General features: G+C 60.3%; 21 protein-coding genes and 1 pseudogene. 12 read left to right on the top strand and 10 right to left on the bottom strand.

Annotated elements, in window-relative coordinates; translation table 11 throughout:
* Positions 1 to 148: 148 nt before the first annotated feature.
* A pseudogene (locus tag AB4048_RS21020) lies at positions 149 to 367 on the top strand (ABC transporter ATP-binding protein); the annotation flags it as partial.
* Positions 368 to 534: 167 nt separating this feature from the next.
* Complete coding sequence (locus tag AB4048_RS21015; RefSeq protein ID WP_442203922.1) at positions 535 to 1,182, top strand: BON domain-containing protein; 648 nt, start codon at positions 535 to 537, stop codon at positions 1,180 to 1,182.
* 284 nt (positions 1,183 to 1,466) lie between these two features.
* Here the strand turns inward: AB4048_RS21015 and AB4048_RS21010 are convergent, their stop codons facing one another.
* The 5 genes from AB4048_RS21010 to AB4048_RS20990 all read right to left on the bottom strand — a co-directional run bounded on the left by AB4048_RS21010 (position 1,467) and on the right by AB4048_RS20990 (position 4,982).
* On the bottom strand, positions 1,467 to 1,901 hold the full coding sequence (locus AB4048_RS21010; RefSeq protein ID WP_442203921.1) for a response regulator: 435 nt from the start codon (positions 1,899 to 1,901) through the stop codon (positions 1,467 to 1,469).
* 232 nt (positions 1,902 to 2,133) lie between these two features.
* Entirely contained in the window at positions 2,134 to 2,448 is a 315-nt protein-coding gene (locus AB4048_RS21005; RefSeq protein ID WP_442203920.1) for a hypothetical protein, read from the bottom strand.
* Between the two features lie 159 nt (positions 2,449 to 2,607).
* Positions 2,608 to 3,129, bottom strand: a complete 522-nt coding sequence (locus AB4048_RS21000) for a hypothetical protein (protein WP_442203919.1) — start codon at positions 3,127 to 3,129, stop codon at positions 2,608 to 2,610.
* On the bottom strand, positions 3,130 to 4,161 hold the full coding sequence (locus AB4048_RS20995) for an SAM-dependent methyltransferase (RefSeq protein WP_442203918.1): 1,032 nt from the start codon (positions 4,159 to 4,161) through the stop codon (positions 3,130 to 3,132).
* Complete coding sequence (locus tag AB4048_RS20990) at positions 4,158 to 4,982, bottom strand: DUF1295 domain-containing protein (RefSeq protein WP_442203917.1); 825 nt, start codon at positions 4,980 to 4,982, stop codon at positions 4,158 to 4,160. The genes AB4048_RS20995 and AB4048_RS20990 overlap by 4 nt, the downstream gene beginning before the upstream one ends.
* 135 nt (positions 4,983 to 5,117) lie before the next feature.
* Here AB4048_RS20990 and AB4048_RS20985 point away from each other — a divergent pair, with 135 nt between their 5' ends.
* A complete protein-coding gene (locus AB4048_RS20985) occupies positions 5,118 to 6,404 on the top strand; it encodes a class I SAM-dependent methyltransferase (protein WP_442203916.1) in 1,287 nt (428 codons plus the stop codon).
* Entirely contained in the window at positions 6,401 to 6,772 is a 372-nt protein-coding gene (locus AB4048_RS20980) for a DUF2147 domain-containing protein (RefSeq protein ID WP_442203915.1), read from the top strand. Before AB4048_RS20985 ends, AB4048_RS20980 begins: the two co-directional genes overlap by 4 nt.
* Before the next feature lie 20 nt (positions 6,773 to 6,792).
* Here AB4048_RS20980 and AB4048_RS20975 read toward each other — a convergent pair whose 3' ends face one another.
* Together AB4048_RS20975 and AB4048_RS20970 are read right to left on the bottom strand one after the other, a co-directional pair.
* Complete coding sequence (locus AB4048_RS20975) at positions 6,793 to 7,605, bottom strand: DUF1365 domain-containing protein (RefSeq protein ID WP_442203914.1); 813 nt, start codon at positions 7,603 to 7,605, stop codon at positions 6,793 to 6,795.
* The gene (locus AB4048_RS20970) at positions 7,602 to 8,939 is read right to left on the bottom strand and encodes an NAD(P)/FAD-dependent oxidoreductase (RefSeq protein WP_442203913.1); all 1,338 of its coding nucleotides are present in this window, start codon (positions 8,937 to 8,939) and stop codon (positions 7,602 to 7,604) included. The genes AB4048_RS20975 and AB4048_RS20970 overlap by 4 nt, the downstream gene beginning before the upstream one ends.
* 259 nt (positions 8,940 to 9,198) lie before the next feature.
* Between AB4048_RS20970 and AB4048_RS20965 the strand changes: the two genes are divergently transcribed.
* The 3 genes from AB4048_RS20965 to AB4048_RS20955 are packed head-to-tail and all read left to right on the top strand — an operon-like array spanning position 9,199 to position 10,830.
* On the top strand, positions 9,199 to 9,729 hold the full coding sequence (locus tag AB4048_RS20965; RefSeq protein WP_442203912.1) for a sigma-70 family RNA polymerase sigma factor: 531 nt from the start codon (positions 9,199 to 9,201) through the stop codon (positions 9,727 to 9,729).
* The gene (locus tag AB4048_RS20960; RefSeq protein ID WP_442203911.1) at positions 9,726 to 10,391 is read left to right on the top strand and encodes a ChrR family anti-sigma-E factor; all 666 of its coding nucleotides are present in this window, start codon (positions 9,726 to 9,728) and stop codon (positions 10,389 to 10,391) included. The genes AB4048_RS20965 and AB4048_RS20960 overlap by 4 nt, the downstream gene beginning before the upstream one ends.
* Before the next feature lie 28 nt (positions 10,392 to 10,419).
* A complete protein-coding gene (locus AB4048_RS20955) occupies positions 10,420 to 10,830 on the top strand; it encodes a DUF2177 family protein (protein WP_442203910.1) in 411 nt (136 codons plus the stop codon).
* Positions 10,831 to 10,895: 65 nt separating this feature from the next.
* Here the strand turns inward: AB4048_RS20955 and AB4048_RS20950 are convergent, their stop codons facing one another.
* Positions 10,896 to 11,252 (bottom strand): response regulator, encoded by a 357-nt coding sequence (locus AB4048_RS20950; protein ID WP_442203930.1) that lies wholly within the window; start codon positions 11,250 to 11,252, stop codon positions 10,896 to 10,898.
* A 184-nt stretch (positions 11,253 to 11,436) separates the two neighbouring features.
* On the opposite strand from AB4048_RS20950, the gene AB4048_RS20945 reads away from it, so the two are divergent.
* From AB4048_RS20945 to AB4048_RS20930, 4 genes are all read left to right on the top strand, one after another.
* Entirely contained in the window at positions 11,437 to 11,796 is a 360-nt protein-coding gene (locus tag AB4048_RS20945; RefSeq protein WP_442203909.1) for a DUF1254 domain-containing protein, read from the top strand.
* A gap of 141 nt (positions 11,797 to 11,937) precedes the next feature.
* Positions 11,938 to 12,186 carry a hypothetical protein gene (locus AB4048_RS20940; protein ID WP_442203908.1) on the top strand — a complete coding sequence of 83 codons (249 nt, stop codon included), beginning with the start codon at positions 11,938 to 11,940 and terminating at the stop codon, positions 12,184 to 12,186.
* Positions 12,187 to 12,195: 9 nt separating this feature from the next.
* The gene (locus tag AB4048_RS20935) at positions 12,196 to 12,447 is read left to right on the top strand and encodes a DUF1214 domain-containing protein (RefSeq protein ID WP_442203907.1); all 252 of its coding nucleotides are present in this window, start codon (positions 12,196 to 12,198) and stop codon (positions 12,445 to 12,447) included.
* 235 nt (positions 12,448 to 12,682) lie between these two features.
* Positions 12,683 to 14,167 (top strand): MDR family MFS transporter, encoded by a 1,485-nt coding sequence (locus AB4048_RS20930; protein ID WP_442203906.1) that lies wholly within the window; start codon positions 12,683 to 12,685, stop codon positions 14,165 to 14,167.
* Between the two features lie 170 nt (positions 14,168 to 14,337).
* Here the strand turns inward: AB4048_RS20930 and AB4048_RS20925 are convergent, their stop codons facing one another.
* On the bottom strand, positions 14,338 to 14,811 hold the full coding sequence (locus AB4048_RS20925; RefSeq protein WP_442203905.1) for a nucleoside deaminase: 474 nt from the start codon (positions 14,809 to 14,811) through the stop codon (positions 14,338 to 14,340).
* Positions 14,812 to 15,148: 337 nt separating this feature from the next.
* Positions 15,149 to 15,367, bottom strand: coding sequence for a hypothetical protein (locus AB4048_RS20920; RefSeq protein ID WP_442203904.1), 219 nt, complete (start codon positions 15,365 to 15,367; stop codon positions 15,149 to 15,151).
* A 263-nt stretch (positions 15,368 to 15,630) separates the two neighbouring features.
* Between AB4048_RS20920 and AB4048_RS20915 the strand changes: the two genes are divergently transcribed.
* Positions 15,631 to 16,077 (top strand): methyltransferase family protein, encoded by a 447-nt coding sequence (locus AB4048_RS20915; protein WP_442203903.1) that lies wholly within the window; start codon positions 15,631 to 15,633, stop codon positions 16,075 to 16,077.
* Positions 16,078 to 16,148 lie beyond the last annotated feature (71 nt).

Raw genomic sequence — 16,148 nt, 5'->3', positions numbered from 1 at the left:
TTCCGCTTCAAAAATAGTTCTGCACATGAACCCAAAACGGCAAAGGAGAAACGGAGAAGCTTGACCACGACGACCGACACGAACGATACCTAAAAGGCGGGTCACTTCTCAGTGCAAATCCCGGGTCAACTCTCAGCGCAAATCAACAGGCTACGCCTGCATATTTGCGCTTGGCGGCTATTACGTCGTGACAGGGAGAACCGAGATTGGCGCGGTCGTCGCATTCGTCTCCGGACGCAACAAGGTTTCCGATCCATGGGGAGCGTTGGTCGATTGGTATCGAGACCTCAGAGTGACTCAGGTCAAGTATGAACTAATACGTGACGCGAGCCTCACGGGCGCGGGCGCGTTCGGGGGACAGTCATAGTCGGCCCGTGGCCCCTTCACTGTCGACGTTAAACGGCAAGTGGCCACCCGTTCTTTTTTGCTAGCACAGACCCGCTCCGCTAGTGGCATTGATAAAGCGCAATGATGCACGTGTCAGAAGGTGCAAGTCTCTAAGGCGTAACCACGTCACAGCAATGGAGACACACGATGTCCAATATAGAATTGCGTAGAGAAATTCTTGCTGAACTGGAGTTCGATCCAAGCGTCGATGCTGCTAACATCGGAGTTGCCGTGGAGAACGGCATCGTCACCCTCAGTGGGCACGTCAAGAGCTATCCTGAGAAGAATGCAGTCGAAGCCGCTGTCAAGCGTGTAAGGGGTGTCCGCGCCGTCGCCGAAGAAGTCGAGGTTCGCCATCCTGAGCATAAGCACCATGCCGACGATGAGATAGCCTCCCGCGCGCTCGATATTATCTCCTGGGACACTGCTCTTCCTGACGCCGCAATCGACGTGAAAGTGCAAAAAGGCTGGATAACGCTTTCCGGCGAAGTACCCTGGCAATTCCAGCGCATGGCAGCCGAGCAGGCTGTTATAAAGCTTGGCGGAGTGGTTGGCGTGGCCAACCTGATCACCGTTGCACAATCCAAATCTGTATCGGACGTCAGGAGTCGCATCGAGGATGCACTACGACGTAGCGCCGAAATCGAGGCGAGTCGGATTAACGTAAAGGTCGTTGACAATCACGTCGTTTTGGAAGGTGTTGTTCGCACCTGGGTCGAGCGCAGCATGGCTGAGTACGCCGCATGGTCGGTGCCCGGTGTCACCGAGGTCGACAGCCATCTGTTAGTTAGCTAGTCACGCAATAGAATCAAAGCTTCGACATCCGTTCGGATACATCGCCGGCGTCCGCGACGCCGGCCATAACCGTCGGGCTAAGGCCAAACGTAGATCAATCGCTCTGCGCTCTCTAAGGGCGAGATCATGTCAAAAAAGGGCGGAAACCATCAGATGAGCGGCCACTCCATCGAGTATTTCTACCCGCCGATTGCGGCGACCTAGCCTATATTCACCTTAAGGAACTCAATCGTGCGCGACCCGGCTAGGTGAAGTCTCCGTAAGCCAATTAGCCGGTTCGGCTTCTAGTTTTTCATAGCAGGACCCTGCGTCCTCGCACTACCACCATAGATAGTGTTCCGAACAGCGGTGAGGAGCTCCGCTTCAACGCAGGGCTTTGAAACCCACTGAGCCCTTAGAAAAATCTTCGGGACATCGGATTTCAGCGAGGCTGAGCAGACAATAAAGGGAACGCCCCGCCTTTCCAATTCGGTGGCGACATCCACACACTGCCCATCCTTCAGTTGGATATCGAGCAGCGCAATGGATGGCGTCTTCTCGCTCAGGGACGCCATCGCCTCCGCGCATGAAGTGCAGATGTTCGCCTCGGTAAATCCAGCGACGGAAAGAGTGTCTTCGAGATCAAGCCCTATCAGGAGTTCGTCTTCGACAATCAAAATTGCCGTGTGGGGGAAAGAGTCCAATTCAGGTGCAACCCTTCTGCGGCGGCCCAGCGCCAATAATTCAGATTATCCCTCCCAGAGGGCCTCGCACAATTAACTTTGATATGTTGGGCGTGCTTGCTACAAGTTTTTGGAACCTTCGAGGTCGTCTAGGCTATAGCAACGGCGCAAGCGTAACGGGCGTCTCGAAGGACGCCCGCGTAATCGAGGCGGTCGACATCGGCAAGACGGCAGCGGCGAAAATCTCGAACGGCTGCGACCCAGCATCGCACCGCCTCGCAACCTCAGTTCACGGTCTGTCGCAAAGATCGGTCGTCGTTCGACAGGTGTAGACGGCGCAACTCGAACTGCCTTTCGTTGGGATATAGGTCCGAGATGCGTAGAATCCCGAAGCACAGGAACGACTGTCTGAGACATAGCGATCGTAGAGCGTCATATTGCTGGTGCGCTGAGCCGGATAGCGCAATATGACGGCGTTCTGCTGGTCGATCAGTGCTTGCGTCTGCGGACATGTATACGACCTCGTGTCGTAGCGGCTGATTGCAAGCGCGGGAGTTGCTGCGGCCGAAGCGGCCAACAACCCAAGGAGAATTATCTTTTCCATATGGGTAATCCTCTTGTTGCGTCTCGACGAAACTCATTACGGTCGCCCGACGATTTTGGATCAACTCGTTGCCCACCTAAACGCGAAAGTGATGAGGCGCAGACGATAGCGCCCGCGCTTGGGCGCCGAAAATCGCCTCGGCCGGTGTGGCAGGGCGGCCTATCTGCTGATGCCGGCATAACGAATTGCGATAAAGGTCGTCAGGCACGCCACCGCGAAGGCATTGAGGTCGAGGAGCGTTCGGAGGTCCGCGTCTGTCCAGACTTGCAGCGCATCGCCAAGAAAGTTGCGGGCCAGTGCGAAGGCACAGAAGATCGATACGGCCAAACCGCGCTGGAACCATTTTTCAGCGTTGGTGAAGCTCAGCGCGGCGAGCATGATGCACGGGGCAAGAAAAAGCTCTGTGCCCGAGGCCTGGCCGAAGAGTTTGGTTGCGAAAATCGTGTCGAGCGTGCCGACGATCGGTAGCGCCATGCGGGCGGCGAGCGGCGAGACGCGCGCGAGGCGGGGAATGGCGAGGAGGAAAGGCAAGGCGACGAGCGTGCCGAGCGACGCCTGAATGCCGCTCCCCACCAGCCACCAGATGTATATCGGGTAGAACGGCTTGTTCGCTGCCACGACCCAGGTGGTGGTGACTGTCGCCGACGTCAGGGGGTCGAAATGGGCCCGAGACGCTGCCATCTAGCGGCACACCGGTGCGAGCCGGTAGTGGCCGACGCCCCAGATTTCGCCGTTTTCGTGGCCGAACAGCCCCGCCGTCGCGAGGAAGAACAGCCGCCAGCGCCGCTGCCAGAGCATGGCGTCCCGGCCGTAGACGGCGCGTAGGATCGGGTCGATCCGGTCGATTTGCCGGTCGAAATTCGCAAGCCAGTCGAGCGCCGTGCAGCGATAATGCAAGCCGGACCAACGCCATTCCGCCTCAACCTTGAACAGGTCGGCGAAGCGATGGGGCAGATCCGAGGCCGGCATGAGGCCGCCGGTGAAGAAGTGTTGAGCGATCCAGTCGGTGGCATCGGCGGTATCGAAGCGATAGGATCGAGACTTGTGGACGAAGACATGCAGGAAGAACCGGCCGTCCGGCTTCAGCCAGCCCCGCACGCGTTCCAGCAGCAGCCTCCAGTTCGACATGTGCTCGAACATCTCCACGGAAACGACCCGATCAAAGGTCTCGCCAGTCGAGAAATCGTTCATGTCGGCGGTGACGAGGGTGAGATTGTCGATGCCGCGCGCTCGCGCCTCGGCCTCTATATGGCGCCGCTGGGCGGTCGAGTTGGAGATTGACGTGACATGTGCATGCGGAAAGCGTTCCGCGAGATAAAGCGACAGCGAGCCCCATCCGCAACCCAGTTCGAGGATTGACTGTCCATCGCGGATATCGGCGTGCGCAACCGTCTCTGCCAGCGCGCAGATCTCGGCCTCGGCAAGCGTCGCGTTGCCGGGGGGATAGAGGCAGCTTGAATATTTCCTGTGCGGCCCGAGTACCAGTGAGAAGAATTCGGGCGGCAATTCGTAGTGCTGGCGGTTTGCGTCATCGGCGTGGATCGCTACTGGGAAATCCGCCATGGATGCCAAGAATGCCAGTTCGCGTTCGATCGGCTCGCGATCAAGCCTTACGATCGTCCGCCTGCAGAGAAGATCGATGCCGGCGAGCGTCACGGTGTCGGGCAGCGGCATGCGCTCTGCCGCGTTGATGGCAAGGGCAAGCATGTTCATGTCGGTTTTCGCTTCCTTCTGGGACCGGGAAAGAACGCGTTTACGCGGCTCTGCAGCGCACGAAACGTCTCGCCTCGCGATTTCAGCATGTGCTCTTCCAGCGGTGGAATGCCGGAGATGTGCACCAGTAGCCAGTACATCAGGGCCGGCGCGAGTATCGAGAAAGTGCTCGAGGGGCTTCCAGCCGAGAGCGCAAAGAGCGGCCAGGCACACCATCCTAGCCACTCGAAGAAGTAGTTGGGGTGTCGCGAGTAGCGCCAGAGCCCGGTTTCGCAGACGGCGGTGTTTGCTGCCTGCGTCCTGCGAAAACGCCCAATCTGCGCGTCGGCGACCGCTTCTCCGACAAGAGCCACGACTGCGAGACCGACGGCTGTGACATCGAGCGGATGCGGGAAAGGCACGGGATTGGCGGCGGCAAGATAGACCGCTGCGACGAGCACAAACGCCGCAAGCGCCTGAGCCTGCAAAAAAATAAACAGGCGGAACGCAGCCGCCGCACCCCATTCTTCGATAAGCGCCGCATAGCGTGGATCCTCTGCCCCATTCCACGTGCGCGCGCCGATGTGGAGGCCCAGCCGGAGCGACCAGACGGCGACGATCGCGCATGCGACTGCACGGCGCGCCACGTCGCCATCGGCAAGAACGGTTGCCGCGACGCCCCCGAGGCCGACGGCGAACGACCAGATCATATCGATCCAGCCGCTTTGACGCGTCGCGCGCTGCACCGCCCATGCACCAGTCATGGCAAGCGATAGACCGATCGCGATCGCAACGAGCACCAACAATTCCGTCAACCCTTCCGCGCCGGCCACACTCTTCATTTCTACGTGCCCTGGTCGCGGCTGGTTCTCCCGCGCCAACGGCAGGACGAAATTTTTTTCGGCCGGCGGAAAACCTTTCGCCGGTTGCCCTCGTATTCAAGGTCAGTCGCAAAACTTGGGAGTGACGGGGATCGCATGAGCCAACAGAGTTGGAACGAACAGGCCTCCTTTGAAACCGGCGCGACCGGTGTCGTGCAGGGGCTCCATTTCAAAATCGGCCTCCGGCTGATCGACCGGCTACTCGGCAAGATCGCCCACGGAAGGCTGACCGTCGTGCTGCCTTCGGGCGCGGTTGTGGAAAGGGCGGGCCGGGAAGCGGGGCCGGACGCCGTGATCGTCGTCAAGCGCTGGCGCATGCTTCGCCGCATTATGATCGGCGGTGACATCGGCTTTGCGGATGCCTTCGTCGACGGCGACTGGACCACGTCCGATCTCACGGCCGTTGTCCGCTTCGCCGCACGTAACCTCGCGGCTCTGGCACCGGCGATCCGCGGGACCGGACCGATGCGGATCGTTCACCGGCTCACCCATCTGCTGCGCTCGAACACGCGGCGCGGCAGCCGGCGGAATGTCGAAGCCCACTACGACCTCGGAAATGAGTTCTACAGTCGGTGGCTCGATCCCTCGATGCTCTACTCCTCCGCGATATGGGATGACGCGACGCCGACGCTCGAATCCGCGCAACAGCGCAAGCTCGATAGGATTCGAGACCTGCTGGAGCTAGGAGGCGGCGAAAGCGTGCTGGAGATCGGTTGCGGCTGGGGCGCCCTTGCGCTGAACCTGGCCGAGGCGAGCGATGCGCGGGTCACGGGCGTAACCCTGTCGCCTTCCCAGCTCTCCTGGGCGCGCGGTCTGGTCGCAAAGGCCGGTAGGGCACTGCAAGTTGACCTCCGGCTGCGGGACTATCGCGATCTCGGCGGGCAGTTCGATCGTATCGTGTCGGTGGAGATGTTCGAGGCCGTCGGCGAAGCCTATTGGCCGGATTTTTTCCAGGCGCTGAAGGGTTGCCTGAAGAAGGATGGAAAGGCCGTCCTGCAGATCATCACGATCGAGGAAGGGCGCTTCGTTCAATATCGGCACAGCACCGATTTCATCCAGAAATACATATTCCCCGGCGGCTTCCTGCCCTCGGACAGGGCCTTCGCAGCTGCGGTTGCCAGCGCCGGCCTGACGCTCACGCATGTTGAGCATTTCGGCCAATCCTATGCCCGAACGCTTGCCGAGTGGCGCAGCCGCTTTCACGCACACTGGCCGATGATCGCCGCGCTTGGCTTCGACGACCGCTTCTGCCGACTCTGGCAATATTACCTCTGCTACTGCGAGGCGGGCTTCGAGGAGGGGGCGATCGACGTCGGGCTCTATGTCCTTGAACACTGCGACGCCCCGGACATCCCAGAGGCGGCTGTGGAAACACAACGATGAGCAAGTTGGCGAAGATCATGGTGCCCGTCCTGCTGACGTTTGCCACCGTGGCGCAAGCCCGCGATCTCGAGGGCCAATGGGCGCGCGGCGACGGCGTCGCTCGCGTGAAGATCACAAGCTGCGGCGCCAATGTCTGCGTGACCAACACCTGGATCAGGCCGGGGATTTCGAACGAGAAGGCCGGCGACATGCTTGTGATGACGATCAAGCCGGTCTCAGACGGCGAATATTCAGGCTCGGCCTTCGATCCGCAGCGCAACCTGAACTACAGGATCGATCTTACAGTGAGCGGCAACAGCATGACAACGAAGGGGTGCATGCTCGGCGGGCTTCTTTGCAAGAACGTCGGCTGGACTCGAATAAACTAGCTGTCGAGCCGGCCTGCGCTTCATGCCTTCCTGCGCCTTGCAACCAGAACCTCAGGCTTTTCTCCCTCGACGGAACTCGTGAACGGTTGTGGTTTTGGCCGATAGCGTTGAAAAGGCACGCCTTTCAACCAGATCCGCATCGCCTCCCAATGGATGGCACCGATCACCTTGAGGGTCATCAGCGGATAGCGAAACAGGACGCGCGCAAGCGCGCCATCTGAAAGCGCTTTCCTTCTGCCGTGGAAGGAGGCGAAGAAAAGCGGGCCGTCCGCATCCTCTTCGTGGATGCCGATCCGGACCTCTTCTCCGGGCGGCCTGACGTCGAAGCCGTAGGTGCAATCCATCGGCATGAAGGGCGACACATACATCCGCTTGCGGCAGGTGTGGCGCTCGACGCCAGCCCCGCCGTGCTCGACGGGAATGATGTAGGTGTGGCGTTCGCCGAATGTGTTGGACACCTCGTACAGAATTGCCCGGCAGTCTCCGCTCAGCGCTTCGCAGAAATACACCGTCAGCGGATTGAAGACGTAGCCGAAGATCCGCGGATAACAGAGCACCCGGATGCGCATGTCTGCGGACGAAATGCCGGCATCTTCCAGACGTTCCGACAGCCAGGCGTTCAGCCCACCCGCCTCGCCGAGGCCGTGATCCCTGTCCCAGAAGCTGAAGACGGCCGCCGAGTTGTAGCCGAAGAACCGAAGGCTCTTGGAAAGATCGCTGAGTTCGTCGAGATCGAGCAGCAGCGAGAAGACGCGATAGCGCAGCCGGTGCGCATGGGGGCGGTGCCGCACGTGGAGGACATCGCCTTCGTATATGGCCGAATGCTGGGTCATTCCGCTGCTGCCCGCGTGTCGTCGATGAAGATGCGGCCGGACTGGTCCGCGACCGTCCACGGCCGGCGGGCGCCCGTCAGTGCTTCGGCGACCGCAAGGCCCGCCTGCAGCCCGTCCTCGTGAAAGCCGCTGCCGAAATGCGCGCCTGCGAACCAGGTGTGCCTGCGACCTTGCAGATCCCATATCCGCTTTTGGGCCACGATCGCCCTGTGGTCGAACAGTGGGTGAGAATAGCGGTAAGTGCCGATAACGGCATCGCGCCTCACTTCGCGACATGGATTGAGCGTCACAAAGAGAGGGTGCGCTGGGTCGAGGTTCTGCAGGCGGTTCATCCAGTAGGTGACGCAGAGCGGGCGTTTGGTCGCCTGCGTCTTCGCGGCGATATAATTCCAGCTAGACCATGTCCGTCTGCGGCGCGGCATAAGTGCGACATCGCCGTGCAGGACCGCGAGGTTTTCCGTATAGCGGAAGGATTGCAGGATATCCCGCTCGGCCTCGTCGGCATCATCGAGCATTGCCAGCGCCTCGTTGGCATGGGTCGCAATGACCACTTCGGCGAACCTGTCGACGTTTCCCTTGGCATCCCTGACGAGAACGCCATCGCCATCGCGAACGATCCGGGCAACCGGGCAACCGAGGCGCAGCTCGCTCGCAAAATCGTCGACAAGCCGCTTCACATATTCGCAGCTTCCGCCCTGGACCGTCCGCCAGCGGGGCCGCCCCGCAAGCAGGATCAGCCCGTGATGCACGAAGAAGCGGATGAAGGCATGCAGCGGGTAGGCGCGGATATCGTCCGCCGTCGTCGACCAGATCGCAGCACCCATCGGCAGCAGATGATCGTCTGCGAAACTCTGCGAATAGCCGGCGCGTTCGAGATACTGACCGAGCGTGACCGACTGAAGGTCGGACCTCGCAAGCAGCCCCTCTGCCTCGCGATAGAAGCGGGCGATATCGCGAAGCATCCTCCAGAAGCGCGGCTTGGCCGCGTTGGATGTCTGCGCGAGGAGCCCGGCTAATCCCGTGCCGGAGTATTCGAAGGCGCCGTCGTCGATCGACGCGGAAAAGGACATGTCGGAAGGGGAGGTCGGCACGCGCAGGTGATCGAACAGCGCAACGAGATTGGGATAGTTGCGGTCGTTGTAGACGATGAAACCGGTGTCAACTGCGACGGCGCCATCACCCGCAGGCGCCAGCACTGTGTTGGCGTGGCCGCCGAGCCGATCGGCGGCCTCGTACAACGTGACGTCGCGATGCCTGGACATCAGCCACGCAGCCGACAGGCCGCTAATCCCTGCTCCGATCACCGCGATGCGCGCATCGTTTTTCGTTCGCATATGCCGCTCCCTTGCCCTCATCATGGTTACGGCGGGCCGATGGGAATGGATTGGCGGATCAAGTCTTTTTTTCTCTCGATTGATCCAGCTTCTAGCCGCAGACGTAATCCTGCGCATGACCCCAAGCATTTCATTGCGCCATGGAACATGTCAGAACTATGCCTCGCCCGTCTCCTTGGCGAGGGCGTGGTCAATGCATCATGCAAGGACAAAGCAATCCTACATGGATCGAACCGAGCAAGAGCTTTCGGACGAAGCCATGACCGCGCTTCTTGCGTCGGTCGGGCGAGAGCGTGACATCGACGCCTTCGAGGTCATCTTCCGGCACTATAGCCCAAAGCTGCGCGCCTACATGGCGGCCAAAACGAAGGACGCCCAGGCCGCCGAGGAACTCATGCAGGAAGCGATGATGTCGGTCTGGAAAAAGGCGGCGCAATTCGATCCGGCAAGAGGCAGCGTCTCGTCCTGGATATTCACGATCGCGCGTAACCTCGGCATCGACGCGCATCGCCGACGCCGGCCTATGTTCGACGCCGACGATCCTGCCTTCGTCGCCGACGAAACGACGCCGGCGGACGTGGAAGTCGAAAGGCGGCAGGACGCCGAGAACTTGCGCGAGGCCATGAGGACACTGCCGGAAGAGCAACTCGACATTCTGAAGCGTGCCTTCTTCGACGAAGCCTCGCATTCCACCATCGCCAGGGAGCTCGCCTTGCCGCTCGGCACCGTCAAATCGCGCATCCGGCTCGCCTTCGAAAAGCTGAGGACAGCACTGGAGACGAGGCGATGACCACAAGCCATCATATCGGCGACGCCTTCCTCCTCGATTTCGCCTTTGGCAATCTTTCCGAAGGGTGGAGCCTCGCGGTCGCATCGCATCTGGCGCTGTGTCCTTCCTGCCGGAATCGCCTGGCAGCAATGGAGGAAGTTGGCGGCGCGTTTTTAGAGCACTTCGAGCAGCGTCCGGTATCCGAACCCGGTTCATGGGAGCTGATGCGGCATCGCCTGGAACGTGAAGACCGGGCGTTCGGCTCTGTTGCAACAACTGAGGGGAGCAAGATCGGCCCGCGGGTATTGCCAGAGCCTTTGCGTTCCTATCTCGGGGGCGATCTCGACGATCTCAAATGGCGCGCGCTCGGTCGAGGCGCTTACCAGATTCTTATTCCGACCGACGACCGCTCGACGCAGGCGAGGCTCCTGAGGATCCCACGCGGCAAGCCGGTCCCGGAACACACGCACCGGGGCAGGGAACTCACCCTGGTGCTGACAGGCGCCTTCAGAGACGGCCACCGGATTTTCCGTCGAGGCGATGTCGAGGAGGCCGACGACACGCTCGTGCACCAGCCGATCGCCCTCGATGACGAAGACTGCATCTGCCTGGCGATCACCGAGGCGCCGCTGAGATTCACGAACTGGATTGTTCGCCTCGCGCAGCCATTCCTGAAGATATGAAAACCCGACGAAGGAAGCCCGGAACAAGATGATACTCACCTATCTCGCGGCCTATGCGGCAACGGCCGTCGTCTTCCTCGGATTGGACTATCTCTGGATCGCCGTGCTCGCGCGTGATTTCTATCGCCAGCAATTGGGACCGCTGATGCTGGAACAGCCGAATCTGGTCGCCGCGGGCGTCTTCTATGCCCTGTATGTCGGCGGCATCCTCTATTTCGCAATCCTACCGGCCCTTCACGGCGGCGGGTGGGCGAAGGCGCTCGCCGCAGGCGCCGTTCTCGGCCTGGTGGCTTACGGTACATACGACCTGACAAACCTCGCGACGCTGAAGAGTTGGCCGGTCACCACCAGCTTCGCGGATATTCTTTGGGGCATTGCACTCACCGCCACGGCCGCGACGGTGGGCTATGCCGCGGCAAGGCTGACGGCGCCATTGTGACGCCTATTATCCATACCTGGCAGCCGACTACCCGCGGATTGATTTGTAATTGTGCACGAATTGACTTACCCAGCCATAGCGACGAGGGTTCGCGTCACCGCCTGGGCGTCAATCGGCTTTGCAAAGAAAACGCCGCGATCCGGGAGGCTCGAGGCGGGCGGGCGCGTCATCCCCGACACTACGATGATCTCGATCGGCGGCCAGCGATTTCGCACTGCTGCCGCCAGCTTGAGCCCATCCATGCTTCCTGGCATGTCGATATCGGTAAAGAGAATCCGGATGTCGGGAATGGTCTCCAGTAGTCGTATCGCCTCGTCGGCGTCGCTGGCCTGGATTGCCTCGAAGCCAGCGTCCTCAACGAGAGCGGCCGCCATCATCAGAAGCAGCGGTTCGTCCTCGACCACAAGTACTTTTGGCTTGATGCGCTGTCCCACGGATTTCCTAACCTTTCTTTCTAAACAGCCCCGTTTCGTTCGGGTTCCACCAGGTTGAAAACAAGTTCGAACCTTAGGCCTTCCGGTCGGAATTCCGATCTTGAACTGGACTGCGCTTTGGGTGGAAAGGCCTTTTCTATGATGACCGATCCAAAGCCCACGCTGGTATATCGTGCAGGTCGGCGATTTCTTCGACGAGATCGCACGAAACATTGGCGGCACGCGTGGAGCCGAGCCCGGAATCTACGTCGTAACTGGGCCAGATTTTAGGGGACACGTTCCCGGCGACATGCCACGGATCGAGAGCCGGACAGAGCGTGGCGTCGCGGCGGTGAGGATTCTCGCCAACGGCGAAGCTGATCTGCCCAAGGCGGTAGAGACGCAGAGGGGCTTCCGGATGATGCCGCTGTCGGCCTATCTCCGCTACGGCCTCGCCTATGAGCTCCGCCTGCCGAGAAACCATTTCTCGTCGCGCCCAGTAGCAAGGCACTCTCCGCACTGGCTTATTTCGATGAATTGGGACAAGCGATGAAGATCGCGCTGCCTACATCCGAGGATTCCGAAGACGCACTTGTGGCCTCTTTCCGTCAAATTGGCTTGAGTGTCGGAGCAGGGTTTGATGTGAACTCCATCGATGAGCCGACCAAGCGTGGTCTTGCGGGAGCCGCTGAAAATGCGGCGCCAAATGGCAGCGGCCGGAAATATCGTGAATGGCTGGAAGTATACGTTCGCTGGCGGCCGCGCAGGCTACGATCCCGGTCTTCGGGCCGCGCTTGCCAAGTATGAGATCGGGGCTCAGTTGTCCGATCAGGTTCTCTATCCCAACACCAGCGTCGATGACCACGGAGCGCATCTAAACGGTGCGAACAAGTACGTCCTCCACTTTGACGCCGGCGAGCTTCCGCCCGTTTCGGTGTTCTGAAATATGGCGATGTATGCTGCCGACATGCTGTTCGTGGAGAATGATTTCAAGCGGTACAGCATCGGCAGCACAACCGACGGTTTGAAGAAAGAGGCGGACGGATCACTCACGATCCTGATCCACAAGGATAGGCCGTCAGCCGTCGCGAATTGGTTGCCAGCGCCAGAGGGGGGACTTCAACCTGACAATGCGGCTCTATGGCCCGAGACATCCGTACTCGATGGCACCTATCGGCTTCCGGCAGTCCGTCACATCGACTGAACCGCTTAACAAATGACCGGTTTTGGCGCGTCAAGCGGAAATAATTTCCGTTCTCGGCTTCTGGCCGGCAAGGGCCGGAACCGGCCGGCCCGCTATCCAGCAGCTTCGGCATCTTGGAAGCTAGCTTTGGCAGTGCCTTGGTCGCTAAAGGGATTGGAGTTCGCTCTCTATCGCGATAGGGCTTCGTGGCGGCTAAGGCCCGGCGACGCTGCGGGAAACGGAAATGGACTAAGTAATGAATGAAACAACCCGTCTGAATGAAGTCCCCCTGGCTCCACCCGCCCCGTCGGAGCGGGAGAAGAACGTCATCATCGGAGGTGTTCTCGTATCCATGCTTCTCGCCGCACTCGACCAGACGATCGTTGCGCCTGCGATGCCCACGATCGGTAAGGCGCTCGGGCACGCCGACTACCTTTCCTGGGTCGTGACAGCATATCTCCTGACTGCGACGGCGATGGCGCCGCTTTACGGCAAGATATCGGACGTCCATGGCCGGCGTTCGACGATTTTTGCCGCCGTGACTATCTTCCTTGTGGGGTCACTAATCAGTGCGGTGGCTCCTAACATGCTGGTGCTGATCATCGGCCGTGCGGTGCAGGGCCTGGGCGGCGGCGGATTATTCGCACTCTCGCAAACGGTTATTGGCGACCTCGTTCCACCACGCGAACGCGCGCGCTATGCCGCTTGGGTTTCTGGCACATGGGCTGTGGCAAGCATCGCCGGGCCGCTCTTAGGCGGCACGTTTGCCCAACATCTCCATTGGTCTTTGATCTTCTGGATTAACATTCCGCTCGGGCTGGCGGCGCTGGCGATCATCAGCAATCCGTTGAAGAAGCTGCCCGTCATGGCCCGCGCGCATCGCATTGACGCCGTCGGCGCGACGCTGCTCGTCGTCGCGACCGCGCTGTTGCTCCTTGCCCTCAACTGGGGTGGGAGCCGCTATTCGTGGATGTCATCGGCCATTGTCGGGCTGCTAGGTTCTTCGGTCACCCTCTGGGTCATGTTCGGCCTGCGGCTGCGACGCACGGTCGAACCGCTGATCTCGCTTGAGGTTCTCAGCAATCCTGTCGTGCGGTACGGGACGCTGGCAATGTTCATGGTGCAGGCCGCCAACATCGGTCTGTCGGTCTACCTTCCGGTCTATATGCAATCGTTTCTTGGCCTCTCCGCAAGCAATTCCGGTATTGCCATGCTCGGCCTACTCCTGGGCACGGTGCTTGGGGCAACGATCAGCGGACGGATGATCCCAGGGGTTGCCCGCTACAAGACGATCGCCGTTGCCGGCGCTCTGTTCAGTTCGATTTGTCTCGCCACGCTGGCGTTTCTGACCGGACGTTCGTCGTTGGTTGTGCTGGAGCTTCTGACTGTCGGCGCGGGGTTCGGCACCGGAGCGACATTTCCGGTCGCCACCGTTTCCGTCCAGAATGCAGTTGATCAGGCCCATCTCGGCGTCGCGACCGGCGTTCTAACCTTCCTGCGGTCGCTAGGCGGAGCGCTCGGCGTTGCGGTTCTCGGCGCCATCGCGCTCGGTCACCGTTTGCCGCTCGGTGGCGAGAGCCTGCAGGTCGCGAATACCGCAGCCATATCTACAACGCCATTCGCCTACATTTTCCTCGCCTGCGCCGCCGCCATGGCACTTGCGCTCATCGCTTTCCTCCGCATGCCGGAAAAGCCGCTACGAGGCCGCACCGAGAGTGGGATGGCGGCCAGCGTCGAGTGAACCGGCGCCAGCGGAGGAGTCAAACGGCATTCCCTCAATAGCTTCAAAGGAAGCCAGGAGAATGGGTCGAGATACGATGACAGCGTTCGCAGGAAGGCACCCTGAGCGGACATTCATTTGCGCGATAAGTATCCAGCACCATCGCCCAGCGGCATTTCGGACGAAAGAGACTATGCCTTGCCCAGATGCTTCGGCCAGAATTCCTGATGGACTTTAGCAGCTTCGTCTTCGAGGCCCGTCGGGCCAACCACGGTGACGTTGCGCGCGCCGGTTTGCAACACCGCCCGGCTCGGCACGTTCAATCCAATCCCAGCGATCTCGCCAAGCCGCGTTTCGGAGCACGCAAACACCATACGCCCGATGCCCGACCAGTAAATCGCCCCGGAGCACATCGCGCACGGCTCCGTGCTGGTGTAGAGCGTGCAGTCACCGAGAAAAGCCGTGTCGTACTGCTGTGCCGCCAGTTTAACTAGGTTCATTTCGGCGTGGTTCGTCATATCGTGGCCGGTGAAGACACTGTTTTCGGCACGAAGGATTACTTCGCCGTCCTTCACAAGCACCGAGCCAAATGGTTCGTTGCCGCCGTCCATCGAGGATTTCGAGAGCGCAATCGCCTCGCGCAAAAACGGCTCATGGTTTTCCATCGGAGATCCCCCCAGACACTAGAGCGTGATGATCTTGTCTTGAATCGAAGAGATTTCCAAGGGCTGCACATCAAACTCAAGATCCTGGCAGGGTAGAGGCCGACATGGATTTATCCTATGCGGGCGCGAATTAGACGCCCGTCTCACGTGCCTCCGGCCCAGTGGTAACGGTCTACACCTGTTCCATTTTGATGCGATTTCGCAGGCACGTTTCTTGCTCGTTACCCGTCGTGGCGGTCGCGGAACCGTGTATCGCTGCAGCGTCGGATGGGCTGGGCCGGCGTGGTCGCCGAGGCGGAACAAGGGTCGAAATCCCGGCCGCCGCCTCGGCGCGCTATCACTCTGACTTGCCGCTTAGGAGTCCGTCATAGACCTCCATCAACGCCTGCGTGATTGCCTGCCCAAGAGCGTTTCCGGCCGTGCGAGCCTGATCCTCGGTCCCGTCGCGAGCAGCCCGAGCAGGTCCAAAGCCTTGGTCGCTAACGATCTGCTTCGCTACCTCGATAGCCCAGAGGCCGAAATCGCGGCGATTGTCGATGTTAATAGTTTCTTCCATCCGGGCCTCTGGGTTTTCAATCGCGCCGAGATAATCGTCGACGAAACCAAGGTCCAGGCCCCGTAGGCTCGCTAACCCGCGTTGTCACTGCGTTACCTCCGCTTTGCAACAACAGCGGGCGGTCGTTCAATGACCTGGGGCGCTTTGCTGATCGGCCGGTTCCGACCCATAGCGGCCGCAAATGGCCTTGAGGGGCAACATTCCTTATAGTCGCTCCCAGTGCCGGCAATAGAGCGCCGGTCGCGCCCGCGAGGTGAACGAATATGTTGAAGCTTCCGCCGCCGATATGGGCACTTCTCTTTTTGATCCTTACTGCGGGCGCCAGCTACTTGGCCGCGTGGCCCGCCGTACCTCGGGTTCATAGCCTCTCCGTCGGGATCGGGCTCATCGCGGTCAGTTTCCTTGCTCCAGTTTGGGCCTTGATACTGTTCCGACGTGAGGGCACCCAGATCAATCCCACCTCGGGAACCAACAATAAGCTGGTCACCGGAGGACCTTTTCAGTTCACCCGCAATCCCATGTATCTGGGCCTCGTCGTCCTCAGCCTCGGTGTGGCTGTGGCGACGGGCGCCATTCTTATGTTCGTCGCCCCCATCTTGGTGTTCGCTACCGCGAATTGGGTCCATATCCCCTTCGAGGAAGCCAAGATGCGCCGCCAGTTCGGCCCGGCTTTCGACGACTACGCGCGTAACGTGAGAAGGTGGCTTTAGAGCCTCGCTTGTATCGGCTGCGCGACAAAGCAGGTACCATGGTCGGGCGTCCGGAATGGCTGCTTGCCACC

Source organism: Rhizobium sp. RAF56 (genome assembly GCF_052113965.1).
In the GTDB taxonomy this organism is placed as follows: Bacteria; Pseudomonadota; Alphaproteobacteria; order Rhizobiales; family Rhizobiaceae; genus Rhizobium.
Note: the sequence above shows the minus strand (reverse complement) of the source record. Positions and strands in the feature narration are given on the sequence as shown.